Annotated in this window: 21 protein-coding genes; 9 read left to right on the top strand and 12 right to left on the bottom strand. The window is 54.2% G+C overall.

All coding sequences use genetic code 11. From position 1 onward, the window contains the following. Positions 1-109: 109 nt before the first annotated feature. The 6 genes from lolC to EQV24_RS21850 all read left to right on the top strand — a co-directional run bounded on the left by lolC (position 110) and on the right by EQV24_RS21850 (position 6,504). A complete protein-coding gene (gene lolC / locus EQV24_RS21825; RefSeq protein WP_013097098.1) occupies positions 110-1,309 on the top strand; it encodes a lipoprotein-releasing ABC transporter permease subunit LolC in 1,200 nt (399 codons plus the stop codon). Beyond that, on the top strand, positions 1,302-2,003 hold the full coding sequence (lolD, locus tag EQV24_RS21830) for a lipoprotein-releasing ABC transporter ATP-binding protein LolD (RefSeq protein ID WP_013097097.1): 702 nt from the start codon (positions 1,302-1,304) through the stop codon (positions 2,001-2,003). The genes lolC and lolD overlap by 8 nt, the downstream gene beginning before the upstream one ends. Continuing rightward, on the top strand, positions 2,003-3,247 hold the full coding sequence (gene lolE / locus EQV24_RS21835) for a lipoprotein-releasing ABC transporter permease subunit LolE (protein ID WP_013097096.1): 1,245 nt from the start codon (positions 2,003-2,005) through the stop codon (positions 3,245-3,247). The genes lolD and lolE overlap by 1 nt, the downstream gene beginning before the upstream one ends. Positions 3,248-3,300: 53 nt before the next feature. Continuing rightward, entirely contained in the window at positions 3,301-4,212 is a 912-nt protein-coding gene (gene nagK / locus EQV24_RS21840) for an N-acetylglucosamine kinase (protein WP_013097095.1), read from the top strand. A gap of 14 nt (positions 4,213-4,226) precedes the next feature. After that, positions 4,227-5,048 carry a Sir2 family NAD+-dependent deacetylase gene (gene cobB / locus EQV24_RS21845; protein ID WP_029881967.1) on the top strand — a complete coding sequence of 274 codons (822 nt, stop codon included), beginning with the start codon at positions 4,227-4,229 and terminating at the stop codon, positions 5,046-5,048. A 226-nt stretch (positions 5,049-5,274) separates the two neighbouring features. Beyond that, the gene (locus EQV24_RS21850) at positions 5,275-6,504 is read left to right on the top strand and encodes an HDOD domain-containing protein (protein WP_130627043.1); all 1,230 of its coding nucleotides are present in this window, start codon (positions 5,275-5,277) and stop codon (positions 6,502-6,504) included. Between the two features lie 43 nt (positions 6,505-6,547). Here the strand turns inward: EQV24_RS21850 and potD are convergent, their stop codons facing one another. From potD to potA, 4 genes are read right to left on the bottom strand one after another with little or no spacing between them, the layout of a single operon-like run. Beyond that, entirely contained in the window at positions 6,548-7,582 is a 1,035-nt protein-coding gene (gene potD, locus EQV24_RS21855; protein WP_040019552.1) for a spermidine/putrescine ABC transporter substrate-binding protein PotD, read from the bottom strand. Continuing rightward, positions 7,579-8,370 carry a spermidine/putrescine ABC transporter permease PotC gene (gene potC / locus EQV24_RS21860; protein ID WP_013097091.1) on the bottom strand — a complete coding sequence of 264 codons (792 nt, stop codon included), beginning with the start codon at positions 8,368-8,370 and terminating at the stop codon, positions 7,579-7,581. The genes potD and potC overlap by 4 nt, the downstream gene beginning before the upstream one ends. Next, positions 8,367-9,224, bottom strand: a complete 858-nt coding sequence (gene potB / locus EQV24_RS21865) for a spermidine/putrescine ABC transporter permease PotB (RefSeq protein ID WP_130627044.1) — start codon at positions 9,222-9,224, stop codon at positions 8,367-8,369. Before potB ends, potC begins: the two co-directional genes overlap by 4 nt. Then, complete coding sequence (potA, locus tag EQV24_RS21870; protein ID WP_013097089.1) at positions 9,208-10,326, bottom strand: spermidine/putrescine ABC transporter ATP-binding protein PotA; 1,119 nt, start codon at positions 10,324-10,326, stop codon at positions 9,208-9,210. Before potA ends, potB begins: the two co-directional genes overlap by 17 nt. A gap of 266 nt (positions 10,327-10,592) precedes the next feature. Between potA and pepT the strand changes: the two genes are divergently transcribed. Then, entirely contained in the window at positions 10,593-11,816 is a 1,224-nt protein-coding gene (gene pepT, locus EQV24_RS21875; RefSeq protein WP_013097087.1) for a peptidase T, read from the top strand. Positions 11,817-11,910: 94 nt separating this feature from the next. Then, positions 11,911-12,345, top strand: a complete 435-nt coding sequence (locus EQV24_RS21880) for a transposase (protein WP_130627045.1) — start codon at positions 11,911-11,913, stop codon at positions 12,343-12,345. 43 nt (positions 12,346-12,388) lie between these two features. On the opposite strand, the gene EQV24_RS21885 is transcribed toward EQV24_RS21880, so the two are convergent. The 8 genes from EQV24_RS21885 to rluE all read right to left on the bottom strand — a co-directional run bounded on the left by EQV24_RS21885 (position 12,389) and on the right by rluE (position 20,197). Then, positions 12,389-13,510 (bottom strand): cupin domain-containing protein, encoded by a 1,122-nt coding sequence (locus EQV24_RS21885; protein ID WP_130627046.1) that lies wholly within the window; start codon positions 13,508-13,510, stop codon positions 12,389-12,391. A gap of 91 nt (positions 13,511-13,601) precedes the next feature. After that, the gene (gene phoQ, locus EQV24_RS21890; RefSeq protein ID WP_029881973.1) at positions 13,602-15,065 is read right to left on the bottom strand and encodes a two-component system sensor histidine kinase PhoQ; all 1,464 of its coding nucleotides are present in this window, start codon (positions 15,063-15,065) and stop codon (positions 13,602-13,604) included. Then, positions 15,066-15,737 carry a two-component system response regulator PhoP gene (gene phoP / locus EQV24_RS21895; protein ID WP_013097083.1) on the bottom strand — a complete coding sequence of 224 codons (672 nt, stop codon included), beginning with the start codon at positions 15,735-15,737 and terminating at the stop codon, positions 15,066-15,068. Positions 15,738-15,860: 123 nt separating this feature from the next. Further along, complete coding sequence (gene purB / locus EQV24_RS21900; protein ID WP_040019575.1) at positions 15,861-17,231, bottom strand: adenylosuccinate lyase; 1,371 nt, start codon at positions 17,229-17,231, stop codon at positions 15,861-15,863. Positions 17,232-17,250: 19 nt separating this feature from the next. Further along, positions 17,251-17,880 carry a high frequency lysogenization protein HflD gene (gene hflD, locus EQV24_RS21905; RefSeq protein ID WP_130627047.1) on the bottom strand — a complete coding sequence of 210 codons (630 nt, stop codon included), beginning with the start codon at positions 17,878-17,880 and terminating at the stop codon, positions 17,251-17,253. Between the two features lie 27 nt (positions 17,881-17,907). Further along, entirely contained in the window at positions 17,908-19,020 is a 1,113-nt protein-coding gene (gene mnmA / locus EQV24_RS21910) for a tRNA 2-thiouridine(34) synthase MnmA (protein ID WP_013097080.1), read from the bottom strand. 40 nt (positions 19,021-19,060) lie between these two features. Then, positions 19,061-19,534, bottom strand: coding sequence for an NUDIX hydrolase (locus EQV24_RS21915; RefSeq protein WP_038419123.1), 474 nt, complete (start codon positions 19,532-19,534; stop codon positions 19,061-19,063). A 9-nt stretch (positions 19,535-19,543) separates the two neighbouring features. Next, positions 19,544-20,197, bottom strand: coding sequence for a 23S rRNA pseudouridine(2457) synthase RluE (rluE, locus tag EQV24_RS21920; protein WP_100168567.1), 654 nt, complete (start codon positions 20,195-20,197; stop codon positions 19,544-19,546). A gap of 117 nt (positions 20,198-20,314) precedes the next feature. Here rluE and icd point away from each other — a divergent pair, with 117 nt between their 5' ends. Continuing rightward, positions 20,315-21,565 (top strand): NADP-dependent isocitrate dehydrogenase, encoded by a 1,251-nt coding sequence (gene icd / locus EQV24_RS21925; RefSeq protein WP_013097077.1) that lies wholly within the window; start codon positions 20,315-20,317, stop codon positions 21,563-21,565. Positions 21,566-21,578 lie beyond the last annotated feature (13 nt).

The raw sequence follows: 21,578 nt of genomic DNA on the forward strand, positions 1-21,578 counted from the left end.
TCTGAATTTTTCAGAAAAATGATTACCAAAGCTTACGGTTTCAGTCATTTACGCTTAACGGATTCGCTTATATACTCGTGGGTCTGCTATCAGCAAACAGACGGACTTCATGTATCAACCTGTCGCACTCTTCATAGGCTTACGCTACATGCGTGGGCGCGCCGCGGACCGTTTCGGTCGCTTTGTCTCCTGGCTTTCGACTATTGGCATTACGCTTGGCGTGATGGCACTGGTGACGGTGCTTTCCGTCATGAACGGCTTTGAGCGCGAGCTGCAAAACAACATCCTGGGGCTGATGCCGCAGGCCATTCTCTCTTCAACCAACGGTTCCGTTAACCCGCAACAACTGCCGGAAAGTGCGGCGAAGTTACAGGGTGTCACGCGCGTTGCGCCCGTGACAACGGGTGATGTCGTCCTGCAAAGCGCCCGCAGCGTGGCGGTGGGCGTCATGCTGGGGATTGACCCGGCGCAAAAAGATCCGCTCACGCCGTATCTGGTCAACGTGAAGCAAAGCGATCTGGAAGCGGGCAAATACAACGTCATCCTCGGCGAACAGCTTGCCGGGCAGCTTGGCGTGAACCGTGGCGACCAGCTGCGCGTGATGGTGCCGTCTGCCAGCCAGTTTACGCCGATGGGACGTTTGCCCAGCCAGCGTCTGTTCACGGTTATTGGCACGTTTGCCGCCAACAGCGAAGTTGACGGCTACCAGATGCTCATGAATATCCAGGATGCTTCGCGTCTGATGCGTTATCCGGTGGGCAACATTACCGGCTGGCGTCTGTGGCTCGACGCACCGCTGAAGGTCGATACCCTCAGCCAGCAAACCTTGCCGGAAGGCACAAAATGGCAGGACTGGCGCGAGCGTAAAGGCGAACTGTTCCAGGCCGTGCGTATGGAAAAAAATATGATGGGCCTGCTGCTGAGCCTGATCGTCGCGGTCGCGGCGTTTAACATCATCACCTCGCTTGGCTTGATGGTAATGGAAAAGCAGGGCGAAGTTGCCATCCTGCAAACCCAGGGGCTGACGCCGCGCCAGATTATGGCCGTCTTTATGGTGCAGGGGGCCAGCGCCGGGATCATTGGCGCGTTACTCGGGGCCGTTCTCGGGGCGCTGCTGGCCAGTCAGTTGAATAACTTAATGCCGATCATCGGCGCGCTGCTTGATGGCGCGGCGCTGCCGGTTGCTATCGAGCCGCTGCAGGTGGTCGGTATTGCGCTGGCCGCGATGGCCATTGCGCTGCTTTCTACGCTCTATCCTTCCTGGCGCGCTGCCGCCACTCAACCCGCTGAGGCTTTACGTTATGAATAAGATCCTGTTGCAATGCGACAACCTGTCCAAACGCTATCAGGAAGGCTCTGTACAGACTGATGTGCTGCACAATGTGAGCTTCAGCGTGGGCGAAGGCGAGATGATGGCAATTGTCGGCAGCTCCGGTTCCGGCAAAAGTACCTTATTACACCTGCTGGGCGGGCTGGATACGCCGACCAGTGGCGACGTAATTTTCTCAGGCCAGCCGATGAGCAAAATGTCTTCTGCGGCAAAAGCGGAGCTGCGTAACCGTGAGCTGGGCTTTATCTACCAGTTCCACCATCTGCTGCCAGATTTCACGGCGCTGGAAAACGTGGCGATGCCTTTGCTGATTGGTAAAAAGAAACCGGCAGAAATTAATGCCCGTGCCAGCGACATGCTGAAAGCCGTAGGCCTGGGGCATCGCGGTGACCACCGCCCGTCTGAGCTGTCCGGTGGCGAGCGTCAGCGTGTGGCTATTGCCCGTGCGCTGGTGAACAACCCGCGTCTGGTGCTGGCGGATGAACCAACCGGCAACCTGGATGCGCGCAATGCTGACAGTATTTTCCAGCTTCTGGGTGAGCTGAATGCCTCACAGGGGACGGCGTTTCTGGTGGTGACCCACGATTTGCAGCTGGCAAAACGGATGGGACGCCAGCTTGAGATGCGTGACGGTCATCTGAACGCTGAACTGACTCTGATGGGAGCGGAGTAATGGCCTCACCGTTATCGTTACTCATCGGGCTACGCTTCAGCCGCGGCCGTCGTCGCGGCGGGATGGTCTCTCTTATCTCGGTGATCTCCACCATCGGTATTGCGCTCGGCGTGGCGGTATTGATTGTGGGATTAAGCGCCATGAACGGTTTTGAGCGTGAGCTGAATAACCGTATTCTGGCCGTTGTGCCGCACGGCGAAATTGAACCGGTTAATCAGCCGTGGAACAACTGGCGTGACGCCCTCAGCAAAGTGGAAAACGTGCCGGGCATTGCCGCCGCTGCACCTTACATCAACTTTACAGGGCTGGTGGAAAGCGGTGTTAACCTGCGCGCCATCCAGGTGAAAGGGGTGAACCCGGCGCAGGAGGCGCGTCTGAGCGCGCTGCCGAAGTATGTGCAGAACGGCGCGTGGGCAAACTTTAAGGCCGGTGAGCAACAGATCATCATGGGCAAAGGTGTGGCCGACGCGCTGAAAGTGAAGCAGGGCGACTGGGTGTCGATCATGATCCCAAACGCCAGCGCTGACCATAAATTGCAGCAGCCTAAGCGCGTGCGTCTGCACGTCACCGGCATCCTGCAACTGAGCGGTCAACTCGATCACAGCTTTGCAATGGTACCGCTGGAAGACGCACGTCAGTATCTGGACATGGGCGACAGCGTGACGGGCATCGCCATTAAGGTCAACGACGTCTTCAATGCCAATAAACTGGTGCGTGATGCGGGCAGCGTGACCAATAACTATGTCTACATCAAAAGCTGGATCGGCACTTACGGGTATATGTATCGTGATATCCAGATGATCCGCGCCATCATGTATCTGGCGATGGTGCTGGTGATTGGTGTGGCGTGCTTTAATATCGTCTCGACGCTGGTTATGGCGGTCAAAGACAAGAGTGGCGACATCGCGGTTCTGCGTACCCTTGGGGCAAAGGACGGTCTTATTCGCGCCATCTTTGTCTGGTATGGTCTGCTGGCGGGGCTGTTCGGTAGCCTGTGCGGGGTGGTGATTGGCGTCGTGGTGTCGTTACAGCTTACGCCAATCATCAACGGGATTGAGAAGCTGATCGGCCACCAGTTCCTGTCGGGTGATATCTATTTTATTGACTTCCTGCCGTCTGAATTGCACTGGCTGGACGTTATTTATGTGCTGGTTACAGCACTTTTACTGAGTCTGCTGGCAAGCTGGTATCCGGCGCGTCGCGCAAGCCGAATTGATCCGGCGAGGGTATTAAGTGGCCAGTAATTACGTCATGATCTAGCGGCTTACGGGCCGCCAGGTTAAAAGAGGAATGCGTTATGTATTACGGATTTGATATTGGCGGCACCAAAATTGCGCTCGGCGCGTTTGATAACGATCTCAAACTGCAGTGGGAAACCCGCGTTCCCACGCCGCGCGAAAGCTACGATGAATTTTTAACCGCCATTGCCGCGCTGGTGGCGCAAGCGGATGAACGCTTTGGCGTAAAAGGCAGCGTCGGCATCGGTATTCCAGGCATGCCTGAAACCGACGACGGCACGCTGTATGCCGCCAACGTCCCTGCTGCCAGCGGCAAACCGCTGCGCGCCGATCTCACTGCTCTCCTTGAACGCGACGTGCGTTTAGATAACGATGCCAACTGCTTTGCGCTCTCTGAAGCCTGGGATGATGAATTCCGTCACTATCCGCTGGTGATGGGGTTGATCCTTGGCACCGGCGTTGGCGGGGGAATTGTTATTAATGGCAAACCGATCACCGGGCGCAGCTATATCACGGGAGAGTTTGGTCATATCCGTTTACCGGTAGATGCGCTTGAGGTCGTGGGACGCGATTTCCCGCTTACCCGCTGCGGCTGTGGTCAGCATGGCTGTATTGAGAACTACCTGTCAGGTCGTGGGTTTGCATGGCTTTACGAACACTTCTATCATCAGAAACTCGAAGCCCCTCAAATCATTACCCTGTGGGAGCAGGGCGATGCGCAGGCGCGAGAGCACGTTGAACGTTATCTCGATCTGCTGGCGGTGTGTCTGGGAAATATCCTCACCATCGTCGATCCGGATCTGCTGGTGATTGGGGGCGGGTTATCAAACTTTACCGCGATAACGGAACACCTGTCCGGGCGTCTGCCCCGACATTTATTGCCAGTCGCCCGCGTGCCGCGTATTGAACGTGCGCGACACGGGGACGCAGGAGGCATGCGCGGAGCCGCATTCCTTCATCTCACCGACTAGTTTACGAGGTTACTATGCTGTCGCGTCGCCAGGGTCGACTCAGCCGTTTTCGCAAAAATAAACGCCGCTTACGTGAGCGCTTGCGCCAGCGGATCTTTTTCAGAGACAGAATGATGCCAGAAGCGATGGATAAACCCAGAGTGGTGGTGCTGACCGGGGCGGGGATCTCTGCCGAGTCCGGTATTCGAACCTTCCGTGCTGCGGACGGGTTGTGGGAAGAGCACCGTGTGGAGGATGTGGCGACACCAGAAGGCTTCGCCCGTGACCCGGATCTTGTGCAGGCATTTTACAATGCCCGCCGTCGTCAGCTTCAGCAGCCAGAAATAGCGCCTAATCCGGCGCACTTGGCGCTGGCGAAGCTGGAGGAAGCGCTGGGTGACCGTTTTCTGCTGGTTACGCAGAATATCGATAACCTGCACGAGCGAGCCGGCAACAAAAACATCATCCACATGCACGGCGAGCTACTGAAGGTGCGCTGTGCCTGGAGCGGCCAGGTGCTGGACTGGAAAGAGGACGTGCTGCCTGAGGATAAATGTCACTGCTGCCAGTTCCCTTCGCGTCTGCGTCCGCATGTGGTCTGGTTTGGTGAAATGCCGCTGGGGATGGATGAGATTTACAGCGCGCTGGCCATGGCGGATGTGTTTATCGCCATCGGTACCTCTGGGCATGTCTATCCGGCGGCGGGGTTTGTTCACGAAGCGCGTCTGCACGGTGCGCATACCGTAGAGCTGAACCTCGAACCCAGCCAGGTGGGAAGCGAGTTTGAAGAGAAGCACTATGGGCTGGCAAGCGAGGTCGTACCCGAGTTCGTCGACAAGCTGCTCAAAGGTCTGTAATAGCGACAGTATGAAAAGGCACCCGTTAAGCGGGTGCTTTTTTGTTTATAAACTCGTCCGCTGAAATTACCATTAATGATGTTTACTAAACCACAATATAAGCCCTGTTAATTAGTGTGGATGCTATTATTTTGTGCATTCACTCAAAATAGTGCTTAATAATGCTCGTTATCGTGGTGTAGAAAGAGGATGCTAATAAATATAACGTCGATAAGGAGGATGGGATATGTACGGATTTATTGCGAGACAACCCATTTTTAACCCGGATATGAATACGGTAGCTTATGAACTGCTTTTCAGGGATGGGATGGCAAACCGTTTTCCGGATGTATCGGCAGAATATGCAACATCCAGAATGATATCCGATCATTTTTTATCTGTACCGTCTCAGCGTATCGCCGGGACACAGACCTTGTTTATCAACTTTCCATCCAGAATGGTCATCGACCGCAGCGGTGAAGCGCTGGACAAGGAGAGCGTGGTCATTGAGATCCTTGAAGATGCGGTTCCCGGCGAGGCGTTATTGCAGGCTGTGAAAGAGATGAATGCGCACGGATATCGCTTTGCGCTTGATGATTTTACCCTCGCGCCGGAATGGGATCGCTTTTTACCCTATATTTCTGTACTTAAATTTGATGTCAGAAATTATACCTTAGCGCAAATTCAGGATTACCTGAATACTCGCAAAAACCTGACCCACCATATAAAGTATCTCGCTGAAAAAGTTGAGACTAAAGAGGAATTCAAACGCTATCGTGATGCCGGTTTTTCGCTTTTTCAGGGTTACTTTTTCTGTCGCCCTGAAGTGATTAAATATAAACGCTTATCACAAAATCAACTGGCGATTTTCCGCCTGCAGATGGAAGTAGGGCGGAATAAACCTGATTTTCGGATCATCGAGTCGTTAATAAAAACCGATCTCACCTTGTCCTATAAGATCATGCGTTATATGAAACACACGGCGTTTAAACACGTCGGTGCCTGCAATTTTAGCAAGTTAACGCTCAGCGAAGTCCTCAGGTATCTGGGGGAAAATCAGCTGCGACGCTTTGTTGCGGTGGTGGTGCTGGCCAGTGCCGGCAACGACACCGTCGACGAGCTGTATCCTCTGAGCATGATGCGGGGCAAATTCTGTGAGCTGATTGCAGAGAAGATGCCTGCGCCGGGGCTGGCGGAAAACGCGTTTATGTGTGGCCTGTTCTCTCTGCTTGATACCTTGCTTGAATTGCCAATGGCAGAGTTGATGAAGCAAATTGCGGTGCCGCAGGCTGTCAGCCAGGCCCTGTGTCATCAGGAAGGCGTGTTAGCCGATATGGTGGCGCTGTGCCGCCACTATGAACAGCAGGAGTGGGAGGAGGCGGCCAGGATAGCGAACGGTCTTGGGCTGTCGGATGATGACGTTGTGGATGCCATGAGAACGGCGACGATCTGGGCGGGGGAAAATGCGGCGGGTTAAGGCCCCTCACGGCGTGGCGACGTGAGGAGCCAGACTGCGGCCCTTATCGGCCGGCTTTTAATTTCTGGTAATACTCTTCATACAGACGGCTCGCATCGCCGACATCGTTTTGCCATTCACCTTTGTTGATGGTGTCGGCATCCGGGTAGAGGGATTTATCATTCGCCACTTCAGGCTTCAGTAGCTTGCGGGCGGCCAGGTTTGGCGTTGGGTAGCCAATGGTCTCGGCAACCTGCTTCGCCACGTCCGGGCGCAGCAGGAAGTTAATGAGCTTCAGGGCACCGTCAACGTTTTTCGCATTCGCAGGAATAGCCAGGCTGTCCATCCAGAAGATACCGCCTTCTTTCGGCCAGACGACCTCCAGCGGCGTACCGGCCTGACGCGCAACCCATGCAGAGCCGTTCCACACCATGCCGAGATTCACTTCTCCTTCCATGTACGGGTTCGCCGGGTTATCGGAGTTGAACGCCGCCACGTTAGGCATCAGTTTTTTCAGCTCGTTATAGGCCGCTTCAATCTCTTTCGGGTCCGTTGTGTTGCCCGAGTAACCCAGCTTGCGCAGCGCCACCTGGAACACTTCACGGGCATCGTCGGTTAACAGCAGGCTGCCTTTGTATTCAGGCTTCCACAGGTCGGCCCACTGGGTGACGGTTTTAGGATCGATTGCTTCGCTGTTAACCCCGATGGCGGTCGCACCCCAGATGTACGGAATGGAGTAGTCGTTGTTCGGATCGAACGGTTTGTTGAGCATCTGCGGATCGAGGTTGTTGAAGTTGGTCAGCTTCGACTTGTCGATCTTCTGGATCATGCCCTCTTTACGCATCTTGTCGACGAAGTAGGTCGATGGCACCACCAGATCGTACGCGCCGTCCTTGTACGTTTTAAGCTTGGCGTACATGGTTTCATTGGACTCGTAGGTAGAGTAGATGACCTTAATGCCCGTCTCTTTGGTGAACTGCTCCAGCAGACCCGGCGGCACATACTCAGTCCAGTTATAGAAGTAGAGCGTTTTGCTGTCATCAGCGTGCGCGACGCCCATTCCGAGCACCAGTGCTGCAGCGGCAAGCATTTTTTTCATTTCATTGTCCCCTGAGATTTTGTTTTATCACGAGCAATAATCTGGCTGGCAATTACCAGTACCAGCGAGAACACTAACAGTATGGTCGCCAGCGCGTTCACCTCAGGCGAGACGCCGACTTTCACCATCGAATAGATTTTCAACGGCAGAATTTCATAGCTCGGCCCGGTCACGAAAGAGGAGACCACAACGTCATCCATCGACAGGGTGAAGCTGAGCAGCCACCCGGCCGCGACGGCGGGCATCGCCAGCGGCAGGATAATTTTGCGCAAAATGGTCATCTCGCTGGCGCCGAGATCTTTTGCGGCCTCCAGCATACGCACATCAAAGCCTTTCAGGCGTGCATAGACCGTCACCACCACAAATGGCAGGCAGAAGGTGATGTGGGAAAACAGCAGCGACCAGAAGCCGAGCTGGACACCCAGCAGCATAAACAGTACCAGCAGAGAAATCGCCATGACGATATCCGGTGACATCATCACCACAAACAGCATGCCGCTGACGAACGGTTTACCGCGAAAGCGGTAGCGATACAGTGCCACGGCGGTGAGAGAACCAATCAGCGTGGCGAACGTTGCTGAAAAAATCGCCATCGTTAATGAGTGCTGCGCGGCCTGGAGCAGGCTGTCGTTGTTCATCAGCAGGCTGTACCAGTTAGTGGTAAAGCCCTGCCAGTTGATCCCGAAGCGTGAACTGTTAAACGAGTTCACGATCAAAATGATAATCGGAATATACAGGTAAGCGTAAATGGCGGTCATAAAACCGCCGCGAAGCAGTCGACCGATCATTCGAGTTCCACCTTCTTATTCAGCAGCCGTGAAGCGCGCCAGTAAACCAGCAGCATCAGACCCATCACCACCGTCAGCGTAATGCTGGTGGCGGAGCCGAACGGCCAGTCGCGAATGTTAAGGAACTGGCTCTTAATCACGTTTCCGATCAGCAGGTTTTTCGCACCGCCCATCAGGTCAGAGACGTAGAACAAGCCCATCGCCGGAAGCATCACCAGCAGACAGCCCGCGATAATGCCGGGCATCGTCAGCGGAATGATAATGCGGATAAAGGTCTGCAGCTTATTCGCCCCCAGATCTTTGGCCGCTTCCAGCAGCGGTTTATCCAGCTTCTCAATGCTGGAGTAGAGCGGCATCACCATAAACGGCAGCAGGATATAGACCAGACCAATAATCACCGCACCCGGGGTAAACATAATGCGGATTGGCGTATCAATCACTCCCAGCCACAGCAGAAACTCGTTCAGATAGCCTTTGGTGCTGAGGAAAATTTTCAGCCCGTAGATGCGAATTAAGGAGTTGGTCCAGAACGGCACAATCAGTAAAAAGAGCAGCAGCGGGCGGATTTTTTGCGGCAGACGCGCCAGGAACCACGCGAAGGGATACCCCAGCACCAGGCAGGCAACGGTGGCGATCAGCGCCATGTTCAATGAGTGCAGCAGCACATCAAAGTAGAGCGGATCGATCAAACGTGAGTAGTTATCCAGCGTAAAGACCAGCGCCACAAAGTGGGCATCGTCGCGGGTCAAAAAGCTGGTGGCGATGATCATCAGGTTGGGTAAAAAGACAAACAACACAAGCCAACCGACGATCGTGGCAATCACCACATTCTGGAATTTACTTGTGTTCTTCATCAGCCAGCACAACCTCCCAGCTTTCTACCCAGTTAATAACCATTTTTTGATCGAGCGAATGATCGAAGTCCGGGTCGTCCTCGTTAAAGAACTCGCTGACCATCACCATCTTACCGTTTTCCAGTTCGACAACGGATTCCAGCGTCATCCCCTTGTAATTACGCTCGCGTATATAGCCGATCAATCCTTCGGCTTGCGCATTGCCGTGGATCTCCTCGACGCGCAGATCTTCCGGGCGTAACAGCACGTTGAGCTTTTGTCCCTTCTCAACGGCAAAGTTAACGGTGATATTGCACTCGCGGCCTTCGACATTCGCCCGAACGCGCTGCTCATCCAGACGCTCGATAACCGTGGCGTTGAAGATATTGATCTCGCCAATGAAGCTCGCCACAAACAGGTTTTTCGGCTCTTCGTAGATTTCGCGCGGCGTGCCGTCCTGCTCGATTTTGCCATCACGCATCACCACGATACGGTCGGACATGGTGAGCGCTTCTTCCTGGTCATGCGTCACAAAGACGAAGGTGATGCCGAGCTTACGCTGCAGGGCCTTAAGCTCGTTCTGCATCTGCTTGCGCAGTTTGTAGTCCAGCGCGGAGAGGGACTCATCCAGCAGAAGCAGACGCGGTTTGTTGACCACCGCACGGGCGATGGCCACACGTTGCTGTTGACCACCAGACAGCTGATGCGGTTTGCGTTGAGCAAACTCCTCCAGCTGTACCATCCGTAGCGCCTCGGTCACGCGCGGCGGGATCTCGCTGGCCGGTGTTTTTTGCATCCGCAGACCAAACGCAACGTTTTCAAACACGGTCATGTGCGGGAACAAAGCATAGCTTTGAAAAACGGTGTTAACGTGACGATCTTCAGCGGGGACCTGGGTAATGTCCTGCTTTTCAAGGTGGATATGGCCGCTATCGACGCTTTCCAGCCCGGCGATAAGGCGCAGTACGGTTGTCTTGCCGCAGCCAGAAGGGCCAAGCAGCGTGAGGAATTCACCATCATTGATGGTCAGATTGAGGTCGGAAATGACATCTTTACCATCAAAACTTTTACGAATTCGTTCCAGTTGCACCAGCGGTGAACGTGAACGGGATTGAGTATTCAATTTTTGCGCTGTCCCATATAGACGCTCCGGGCAGCAGACCGAAGCGGGGTTTGTGTGTAACCACCTTGGTGACTCGTAATGAGGGCGGACATTCTACGGCAAACCACTGTAATCGCCAATCCTTGTCACTGATTCATAAGCTACATTTACTGACGTACACGATATAAACGGAAAATATTCTCGTTTGCGGGATAAAAGTGACCTGACGCAATATTTGCGTTTTGATGCTTATTGATAATGTTGTCACAAAAAGTGAGGGTGACTGCATGGATAAATTACTTGAGCGTTTTTTACAGTACGTTTCGCTGGATACCCAATCTAAACCGGGTGTCCGCCAGGTGCCAAGCACCGAAGGCCAGTGGAAGTTATTAAACCTGCTCAAAGAGCAGCTTGAGGCCATGGGGCTGGTCAATGTCACCCTGAGCGAAAAAGGCACTGTGATGGGAACGCTGCCTGCCAACGTCCCCGGTGATATTCCGGCGATTGGCTTTATCTCCCATGTCGACACCTCTCCGGATTTTAGCGGTAAACATGTTAATCCGCAGATTGTGGAAAACTACCGTGGCGGTGACATTGCGCTGGGAATAGGTGACGAAGTGCTTTCGCCGGTAATGTTCCCGGTGCTGCACCAGCTCCTCGGGCAGACGCTGATCACCACGGATGGCAAAACGCTGCTGGGGGCAGATGACAAAGCGGGTATCGCGGAAATCATGACGGCACTGGCGGTGCTGAAAGGAAAAAATATTCCGCACGGTGATATCCGTGTGGCCTTTACGCCGGACGAAGAGGTGGGCAAGGGGGCGAAACATTTTGATGTCGAGGCCTTTAACGCGCAGTGGGCCTATACCGTGGACGGCGGTGGCGTGGGCGAACTGGAATTTGAAAACTTCAATGCCGCGTCCGTGACCATCAAAATTGTGGGTAATAATGTGCATCCTGGCTCCGCCAAAGGTGTGATGGTGAATGCGCTGTCGCTGGCGTCCCGTATTCATGCGGAAGTTCCGGCGAATGAGAGCCCGGAGCAGACCGAAGGTTATGAAGGTTTTTATCACCTGACCAGCATCAAAGGCACGGTGGACAGCGCGCAGATGCACTACATCGTGCGTGACTTTGACCGTAAAGCGTTCGAAGCGCGCAAGCGTAAGATGATGGAAATCGCGAAGAAGGTGGGTAAGGGGCTACACCCGGACTGCTATATTGAGCTGATTATTGAAGACAGCTACTACAATATGCGCGAGAAGGTCATGGAGCATCCGCATATCCTGGATATCGCCCAGCAGGCCATGCGCGACTGCGATATTGAACCGGTGCTGAAGCCGATTCGCGGCGGCACCGACGGTTCGCAACTGTCCTTCATGGGATTGCCGTGCCCGAATCTCTTTACCGGGGGATACAACTACCACGGTAAGCATGAGTTTGTGACGCTGGAAGGGATGGAAAAAGCGGTGAAGGTGATTGTGCGGATTGCGGAGTTAACCGCGAAGCGTTAGCCACATTAAGCCGGGTGGCGGCTTCGCCTTACCCGGCCTACATTCGGATCGTAGGCCCGGTAAGCGCAGCGCCACCTGGTTTTTTACCGTTAACCTGCAAAACCGACAGAGCGATTTACTTACCCGCCATATTGATAGCCTCCGCCAGGCCACCTCCTCGGTGAAACGATCAAAGCCCTTTACGATTAATGGCTGGGTGATCCTTCCTGAACATATGCACTGTATCTGGACCTTGCCGGAAGGTGACAGCGATTTTTCCGGGCGCTGGCGTGACATCAAAAAAATGTTCTCACGAAATATTGAAATGCGCCATATCTGGCAGGCGCGTTTCTGGGAACATACCATCCGCAACGACAATGATTACCGCCGACATATGGATTACATCTACCTCAACCCGGTGAAACATGGGTACGTTGGTAAGGTTGTCGACTGGCCGTTTTCAACGTTTCATCGGGATGTACGGGAAGGGTTGTATCCGGCGGATTGGGCCGCGGAGATTGTGGATTTTGCGGCGGGGGAGTGGAAGTAAAAACGCCGGGTAAGCGCAGCGCCACCCGGCAATACATTACAACTCAGTCCTCAAAGAACCAATACCCGCTGTTGACCAGCGCGGCAAGCATGGCGAGGAAAGAGGGATCTTCCAGGGCGTCGCCAAAGGTATCGGCAGTCAGTACCAGATGGCTGGCGATGGCTTCCAGCGCCGGGCGATGCGGAGAATCCAGCTTCTCGCCGTTGACGAAGACATCTTCACCGATGCGCAACACGCGTAACCCACCCAGGCGAACCAGCTTGTCACCCTGCAGCAGCGCATCATAAATCTCGTCGGCCTGGTACGGCGGCTCCGGAGGCGCCACATCCAGCTCGTGACGTGACTGGCTGATAAACTCACCAAACCACTGTCTGAAATGTTCCGGCTCGTTGATCAGATCCAGCATCATGCCGCGCAGCTTATCCAGTTCTGCTGGCAGAATGTCTGCCGGATGCTCGCGGGAAGGCACATCCGGATCGCTGTAGCGATGGCTGCCCAGCTCGCGTTGCAGTACGTAATCGGCAAAACCACTGATCATCTCACGACCGCTTGGCGCGCGGAACCCGACAGAGTAGTTGAGGGAGTTTTCCAGCGAGTAGCCTTCATGCGGGAATCCCGGCGGAATATAAAGAATATCTCCCGGCTCCAGCTCTTCGTCGATGATCCCGTCAAACGGATCCACCTGAAGCAGGTCAGGATGCGGGCAGTGCTGTTTCATCGGCACTTTTTCACCCACGCGCCAGCGACGGCGGCCGGTCCCCTGAATGATAAACACATCGTACTGATCCAGATGTGGGCCAACGCCGCCCCCAGGCACGGAGAAGGAGATCATCAGATCGTCCATTCGCCAGTCGGGCAGGGCGCGGAACGGGCGCATTAAGGCTGCCGTCGGCTCGTGCCAGTGGTTGACCGCCTGCACCAGTAATGACCAGTTATTTTCACCGAGGTGATCGTAGCTTTCGAAAGGACCATGGTTGACCTGCCATTTTCCATCCTGGTGGCTCACCAGGCGGCTGTCGACTTCGTTTTCCATGGCCAGGCCAGCCAGTTCGTCAGGCGAGATAGGGTCGACAAAATTGCTGAACCCGCGCTTAAGAACTACCGGGCGTTTCTGCCAGTAGCGTTCAATAAACTCGGGCCAGTTCAGTGCTAAGTGATAATCCATATTTTTTTATTCCGCAGGCTCTTACTGAGTCGGATTATAACGGAAGCGCAGAAGCCTGGGTGCGAGATCCGCGCATTTTTCACATAACGGGCTAACTATCGTTCGATGTGGGCTGCTGACGGCCAAAAATCACTTCCATTCTGGCACCGCCAAGTAAACTTTCACCGGTTTCGATTTTGCCATCGTACTGGTCGACAATCTCGCGTGCGACGGACAACCCCACCCCCTGGCCGGGACGCAATGTATCCGCACGCTGACCGCGATCAAATACCACGTCACGTTTGTTGCGCGGGATCCCCGGGCCATCGTCCTCAACAATGATGTGCAGCTCGTTGTCCGTCTGACGGGCGGAAACCTCCACGAACTCCAGACAATATTTACAGGCGTTATCGAGCAGGTTACCCATCACCTCCATGAAATCATTTTTTTCGCCGACGAAACTGATTTCAGGAGAGATATCGAGACTGATGTTCACCCCTTTACGCTGATACACCTTATTCAGCGCAGAGGTCAGGTTATCCAGCAGTGGTGCCACGGGGTGCAGCTCCCGGCTCAGCAGGGCGCTGCCGGAACGCATGCTGGCGCGATGAAGATAGTAGCCAATTTGCTGCGAAATACGGCTGATCTGCTCCAGCATCACCGGCTCGGCATCATCGACGCTCATTCTGGAGCTGCGCATGGATCGCAGGGTGCTTTGCATGACGGCCAGCGGGGTCTTCAGGCTGTGAGTGAGATCAGTCAACGTGGTGCGGTATTTATCGTAGCGCTCGCGTTCACTTTTCAGCAGGCGGTTAAGGTTACGCACCAGACTTGTTAGCTCACGCGTTGTCTCAGGATTAAGCTTCTCGCGATGATGCTCCTCCAGCTCGCGAACCTCTTTCGCCAGCGATTCAATCGGGCGCAAACTCCACCAGGCAGCAATCCACAGCAGCGGTATGACCAGCAGCAGATTGGCAGCCAGCACGTAGACGAACCAGCCCCAGACCCGATAAGAGCGTTTAAGCTCGACGGGGATGGTATCCACCACCACGATGGTCAGCTGCGGCATGTCAGGCGTGGCGGGATAGAGGTTGATGGCGACGGAGTGGGTCATTTCTGTTTCGGCGTCATCGGCGCGGATCTCATTCAGCTTTTTTTGCAGAGAGCGATCTTCGCGCAGCAGGCTGCTGGTGGTATTCAGATCGGCTTCAATTTCATGAAATCCGTTGGTTTTCAGCCATTCCGGGCGGATGCTTTTCACCAGCCAGGGAACATCACGCTGTGCCCACAGCAGTTTCCCTTTTTCATTGTAAATCAGCGCCAGCGTGGGACTCTGCTGGTTAAGATTCTCCGGCATCTCGACGCTGATCTGGTTGTTTTCCCACTTTGCGAGGGTATAAAACAGGTTGCTCTCACCGCGCAGCAGACGAAAGGTCGTTTTATCAAAACTGACGCTGTAACCAACCAGCGCCACCATGCCGTAAGAAAGCGACAGCACCAGCACAACGGCGGCTGTGGCCAGCAAAAAGCGAACCCGCAGTGAAAGGGGCATAATGTGCCGCATTAGTCGTTTCATTTAGCGTAATTCGAACAGGTAGCCCTGACCGCGCACGGTTGTGATCACATCATGCGGATACTGCGCCTGAATCTTCTTACGCAAACGGCCCATCAGCACATCAATGGTGTGACTCTCACGCAGTTCGGCATCCGGATAAAGCTGGAGCATTAAGGAGTCTTTGCTCACCACTTTACCGTTGTTACGGATCAGCGTTTCCATGATGGTGTATTCGAAGGCCGTCAGTTTGATGACTTCATTGTTGATTGAGAATTCCCGACGGGAGAGATCCACCTGGAAAGGTGGAAGGGAAATCACCTGGGAGGCGAGCCCGCTGTTGCGGCGTAACAGTGCCTGCATGCGTGCCGCCACTTCTTCAATATGAAACGGTTTGGTGACGTAATCATCGGCACCGGCACTGAGCACTTCCACTTTGTCCTGCCAGCCTTCACGCGCGGTCAGCACCAGGACAGGAAGGGAGACATCATGGCTGCGCCAGCGGCGAATCAATGACAGTCCGTCTTCGTCAGGTAACCCGAGATCAACGATGGCGATATCCGGCAGGTGTTCATTGAGATAATAATCGGCTTCTTTTGCATCTTCCGCATCATCCACCTGATGTCCCATCTCCTGAAGCTGAACCTTCAGGTGATGACGTAGCAATGCGTTATCCTCAACAACCAGTACGCGCATCATCTTTCTCCCAGAATTAATAGTATGAATAGTTTAACGCTGATTATGTTGTTGTGGGGATAAACATTGAGTAAACCGGGGAAAAAGCAGCCCCCTTTTCGGGCGAAAAGGGGGCGGGGGAGATTACTTCAGCTCGTCGACCATGGTGATGGCGCGGCCAATGTAATTCGCTGGTGTCATCTCTTTCAGGCGGGTTTTTTCCGCTTCCGGCAATGCGAGGCTATCGATAAACTGTTTCATACCTTCCGCATCGACACGTTTACCACGGGTCAGCTCTTTCAGTTTTTCATACGGTTTTTCGATGCCGTAACGACGCATCACGGTCTGGATCGGCTCGGCCAGCACTTCCCAGTTGTGGTCCAGCTCGTCCAGCAGACGATCGCGGTTCACTTCCAGCTTGCTCACACCTTTCAGGGTGGACTGATAGGCGATCAGCGCATAGCCAATCCCCACACCCAGGTTACGCAGCACGGTGGAGTCGGTCAGGTCGCGCTGCCAGCGGGAAACCGGCAGTTTGCTCGCCATATGCTGCAACACGGCGTTGGCCAGACCCAGGTTGCCTTCAGAGTTTTCGAAGTCAATCGGGTTCACTTTGTGCGGCATGGTTGAAGAGCCGATTTCACCGGCGATGGTCTTCTGCTTGAAGTGGTTCAGCGCGATATAACCCCACACGTCACGGTCGAAGTCGATCAGAATGGTGTTGAAGCGGGCGATACAGTCGAACAGCTCGGCGATATAGTCGTGCGGCTCAATCTGAGTGGTGTACGGGTTCCACTGAATTCCCAGGGAGGTCACGAACTCTTCACTGAACTGATGCCAGTCCACTTCCGGGTAAGCGGCGATATGGGCGTTGTAGTTACCTACCGCACCATTGATTTTACCGAGGATCTCAACCTGTTCCAGTTGACGATACTGACGCTCCATACGGTATGCCACGTTAGCCATCTCTTTACCCATCGTGGATGGCGTAGCGGGCTGACCATGGGTACGGGAGAGCAGGGGAATGTCGCGGTATTCCACAGACAACGCTTTCACCGCGTCAATGATTTTACGCCAGTAAGGCAGAACCACCTCTTTGCGCGCGGTAGAGAGCATCAATGCGTGAGACAGGTTATTGATGTCTTCAGAAGTACAGGCGAAGTGAATGAATTCAGACACCGCGTGCAGCGCCGGAACGCTTGCCACTTTCTCTTTCAGGAAGTACTCAACCGCTTTTACGTCGTGGTTGGTGGTACGTTCAATGGTCTTGATGCGAGCAGCATCTTCTTCATTGAAGTCAGCAACGATTTTATCAAGGTAATCGTTTGCCTGGGCGTCAAAAGCAGGAACTTCCTTGATTGCTGCCTGGGCGGCCAGCTTTTGCAGCCAGCGTACTTCAACCTGAACACGGAACTTCAGCAGGCCATATTCGCTGAAGATCCCGCGCAGCGCGCTGACTTTATCGCCGTAGCGTCCATCGACAGGGGATACGGCGGTCAGTGAGGATAATTCCATAATTCGCAACTCCGGGAGGTTAACAATGAGCAAGAATTTGTTTTGCCTGAGTCGTCAGGCGATTACGAGAAAACATTAACTGCAGGCGGCCACCGCCAACCTGATGCCACAGCACGGCGGCACGGATACCGGCCAGCAGCGAGGCGCGTACTTTTGCCTGAACCTGCGGGCTTTGCAGTACGGCAGGTGAACCGGTGACCTGGATACGCGGGCCCAGCGGACTGATGACATCAACATAAATACCGGCCATGGCGCTCAACAGCGTTTCAGACTGCAGATCAAAATGGTCGAGCTGACGCTGCAAGCCGGCAATGCGGTCACCCAGCGTATTCAGCGCGCCTTTCGCTGCGCTGAGTTTACGTTCCAGCACCATCAGGCTTAACGTATAACGGGTAAGCTCTGCGTTTAATCCCTGACGGCTGCTGGCATTAAGCACGCCAAGCAAGGTTTCAAGACCGAGACGAAGATTGATTTCGCTGCCACCGAAGACACCCAGGGTTGAACCGGGGTTGAGATCGATAACGCTGTTGAGCGAAACGTGCAGCGCGTCAGCGTCACAATGACCCTGATGCGCCAGCTGTTGCACCAGACGGGCTGACTGGCAAATTCCTGCCAGTGCCAGGGTGATGTCATAATAGTTCTTCGCCACACGTTCTCCTTTATGTGTGCAATCGGGTTAAACGGCCGGCAGCGGCAGGCGCTGTTCTATGATCCCACCACCCAGGCAGATATCACCGCTGTAGAAGACGGCGGACTGGCCCGGCGTGACGGCTGCAACTGGCTCGTCAAAACGCACGTCAATGCGATCGTCATCCAGCGCGGTAATGGTGCAAGGGATATCCGTCTGACGGTAGCGTGTTTTTACCGTGCAGCGCAGGGTACCTTTGAGCGGTTCACGGTCGACCCAGTGCAACTGTTGCGCGATCAGGCCAACGGACATCAGACGCGGATGGTCGTGCCCCTGAGCGACGATCAGAATATTGTTTTCGACATCTTTGTCGACCACGTACCACGGATCTTCGCTACCGTCTTTGGTACCGCCGATACCCAGGCCTTTACGCTGGCCGAGGGTGTGGTACATCAGCCCCTGATGCTGGCCAATTTCGTCGCCATCGACGGTGACAATTTTGCCCGGCTGCGCAGGCAGGTAGCGACCAAGGAAATCGCGGAATTTGCGCTCGCCAATAAAGCAGATACCGGTGGAGTCTTTTTTCTTCGCGGTGATCAGATCCAGCTCTTCAGCGATTTTACGGACTTCTGGCTTTTCCAGCTCGCCAACCGGGAACAGGCTTTGTGCAATCTGTTCATGGCTTAGCGTATAAAGGAAATAGCTCTGATCTTTATTACCGTCCAGACCGCGCAGCAGCTGGCTTTTGCCGTTCACATCGGCGCGACGCACGTAGTGACCGGTCGCAATATAGTCTGCGCCCAGATCTTCCGCCGCGAATTCGAGGAAGGCTTTAAATTTGATCTCTTTGTTGCACAGAATATCCGGGTTTGGGGTACGGCCCGCTTTGTACTCTTCCAGGAAAAGCTCAAACACGTTATCCCAGTATTCTGCGGCAAAGTTAACGGTGTGCAGTTCAATGCCGAGCTTGTCGCACACGGCCTGCGCATCGGCGAGATCCGCAGCGGCAGTGCAATATTCCTCGCCATCATCTTCCTCCCAGTTCTTCATGAACAGGCCCTCCACCTTATAGCCCTGTTGTTGCAACAGGTAGGCGGAAACGGAGGAATCGACACCGCCGGACATGCCGACGATCACTTTTTTCTGGCTGTTATCTGACATGGAATACTCACGACATTGAACTTCAAGGCGGCGTATTCTATCACGCCCCCCCACCATTGACACCCTCTGTAAACGGCCAGTTAAATTCTGCGATGACCTCCAGCGGCAAGCGTGCGCCTGACTGCCAGCAGCGAATGCTTTCGGCAACCAGCGGCGAGCGCAGGTTTGGCGCGTTCAGGATCTCGTCGGCGGTGACCCACAGGCAGCGATCGATATCGTCGTCGTGCGGCTCAGTGGCGCACGTTTCGCTAAGCTCGACGGCAAATAAAAAACGCAGGAAGGGCGTTTTATCAGGCGCAATCCACTGATGCATACGAATGAAGTGCTGAGGATCCGCGTGGATGCCCGTCTCTTCCCAGAGTTCACGTTTTGCGGCCTGTAATAAGGTTTCATTGGCTTCCAGATGCCCGGCTGGCTGATTCCACAGCGCTTTGCCGTTAATACTCTCTTCTACAACCAGGAATTTCCCCTGCGCGTGAACCACACAGGCGACCGTGACATGAGGTTTAAACATATTGACTCCTTAAGGGGCAACGTCCCGCCATTCACCGTTAGCCAGGGAATCCAGCGTGTAACTGCCCATGGCATAGCGAATCAGGCGCAGGGTAGGGAAGCCCACGTGGGCGGTCATGCGCCGAACCTGACGGTTGCGGCCTTCATAAAGGGTGATTTTGAGCCAGCTGGTGGGAATAGATTTGCGCTCGCGAATGGGCGGGTTGCGCGGCCACAGCCACTCCGGTTCATTCACACGTTCAATACCTGCGGGCAGGGTGGGGCCATCGTTTAACGTCACGCCGTTGCGGAGTGCGGCGAGCGCCTCTTCATCCGGCTCACCTTCCACCTGCACAAAGTAAATTTTGCCGGTGCGTTTTCCGGGCTGCGTGAGTTTTGCCTGTAGGGCTCCGTCGTTGGTTAAGACCAGCAGACCTTCGCTATCGCGGTCCAGACGACCCGCGGCATAAACGCCCTGAACAGGAATGTAATCCTTTAACGTGCTGCGCCCGGCTTCGTCGGTAAACTGCGGCAACACATCGTAGGGTTTATTGAACAAAATAACCCGCTTTGGTTGGCTTTCTTGCGGTCTTCTGGCGGCTTGTCCTGAGCTGAATCGCTCAACCCGGTGTTTTGTAAAAGAAGTTTTCTTCATGGTATTTTCAGGCGTTATCAATTGCCGCATTATAGCCTAATAACGAAGACCTTTCATGGCGCAGGACAATCAGGTACTATCGAAGGGCTCATTACAATTTATTAACATAAGATCAGTAACAACCAGAAGCGCTCGAAGGAGAGGTTAATGGAAAGCAAAGTAGTTGTTCCGGCGGAAGGTAAAAAGATCACCCTGCAAAACGGCAAGATTAACGTTCCTCACAATCCGATCATTCCATTCATCGAAGGTGATGGTATCGGTGTAGACGTTACCCCGGCAATGCTGAAAGTGGTTGATGCCGCTGTTGAGAAAGCCTACAAAGGCGAGCGTAAAATTTCCTGGATGGAAATTTACACCGGTGAAAAATCTACTCAAGTTTATGGCCAGGACGTTTGGCTGCCAGCAGAAACGCTGGACCTGATCCGCGACTACCGCGTTGCTATCAAAGGCCCACTGACGACGCCAGTTGGTGGCGGTATCCGTTCCCTGAACGTGGCACTGCGTCAGGAGCTGGACCTGTACGTGTGTCTGCGTCCGGTTCGTTACTATCAGGGCACCCCAAGCCCGGTTAAGCACCCTGAGCTGACCGATATGGTTATCTTCCGCGAAAACTCAGAAGACATCTACGCGGGTATCGAATGGAAAGCTGACTCTGCTGACGCAGAAAAAGTGATTAAATTCCTGCGCGAAGAGATGGGCGTGAAGAAAATTCGCTTCCCTGAGCATTGCGGTATCGGCATCAAGCCGTGCTCCGAAGAAGGGACCAAACGTCTGGTGCGCGCAGCAATTGAATACGCGATCACCAACGACCGTGACTCTGTGACCCTGGTTCACAAAGGCAACATCATGAAGTTCACCGAAGGCGCGTTCAAAGACTGGGGTTACCAGTTGGCGCAAGAAGAGTTCGGCGGTGAGCTGATCGACGGCGGCCCATGGCAGAAGATCAAGAACCCGAACACCGGCAAAGAGATCATCATTAAAGATGTTATCGCCGATGCGTTCCTGCAGCAGATCCTGCTGCGTCCAGCGGAATACGACGTGATCGCCTGTATGAACCTGAACGGTGACTACATCTCCGACGCCCTGGCTGCACAGGTTGGCGGTATCGGTATCGCCCCAGGCGCGAACATCGGTGACGAATGCGCCCTGTTCGAAGCAACCCACGGTACTGCACCAAAATACGCAGGCCAGGACAAAGTGAACCCAGGCTCTATCATCCTGTCCGCAGAGATGATGCTGCGTCATATGGAATGGTTCGAAGCCGCAGACCTGATCGTTAAAGGTATGGAAGGCGCGATCAACGCGAAAACCGTAACCTATGACTTCGAACGTCTGATGGAAGGCGCTAAGCTGCTGAAATGCTCAGAGTTTGGCGACGCGATTATCGCGAACATGTAGTTCAGAATCTGGC

Source organism: Enterobacter sp. A8, from assembly GCF_004296595.1.
In the GTDB taxonomy this organism is placed as follows: domain Bacteria; phylum Pseudomonadota; class Gammaproteobacteria; order Enterobacterales; family Enterobacteriaceae; genus Enterobacter; species Enterobacter cloacae.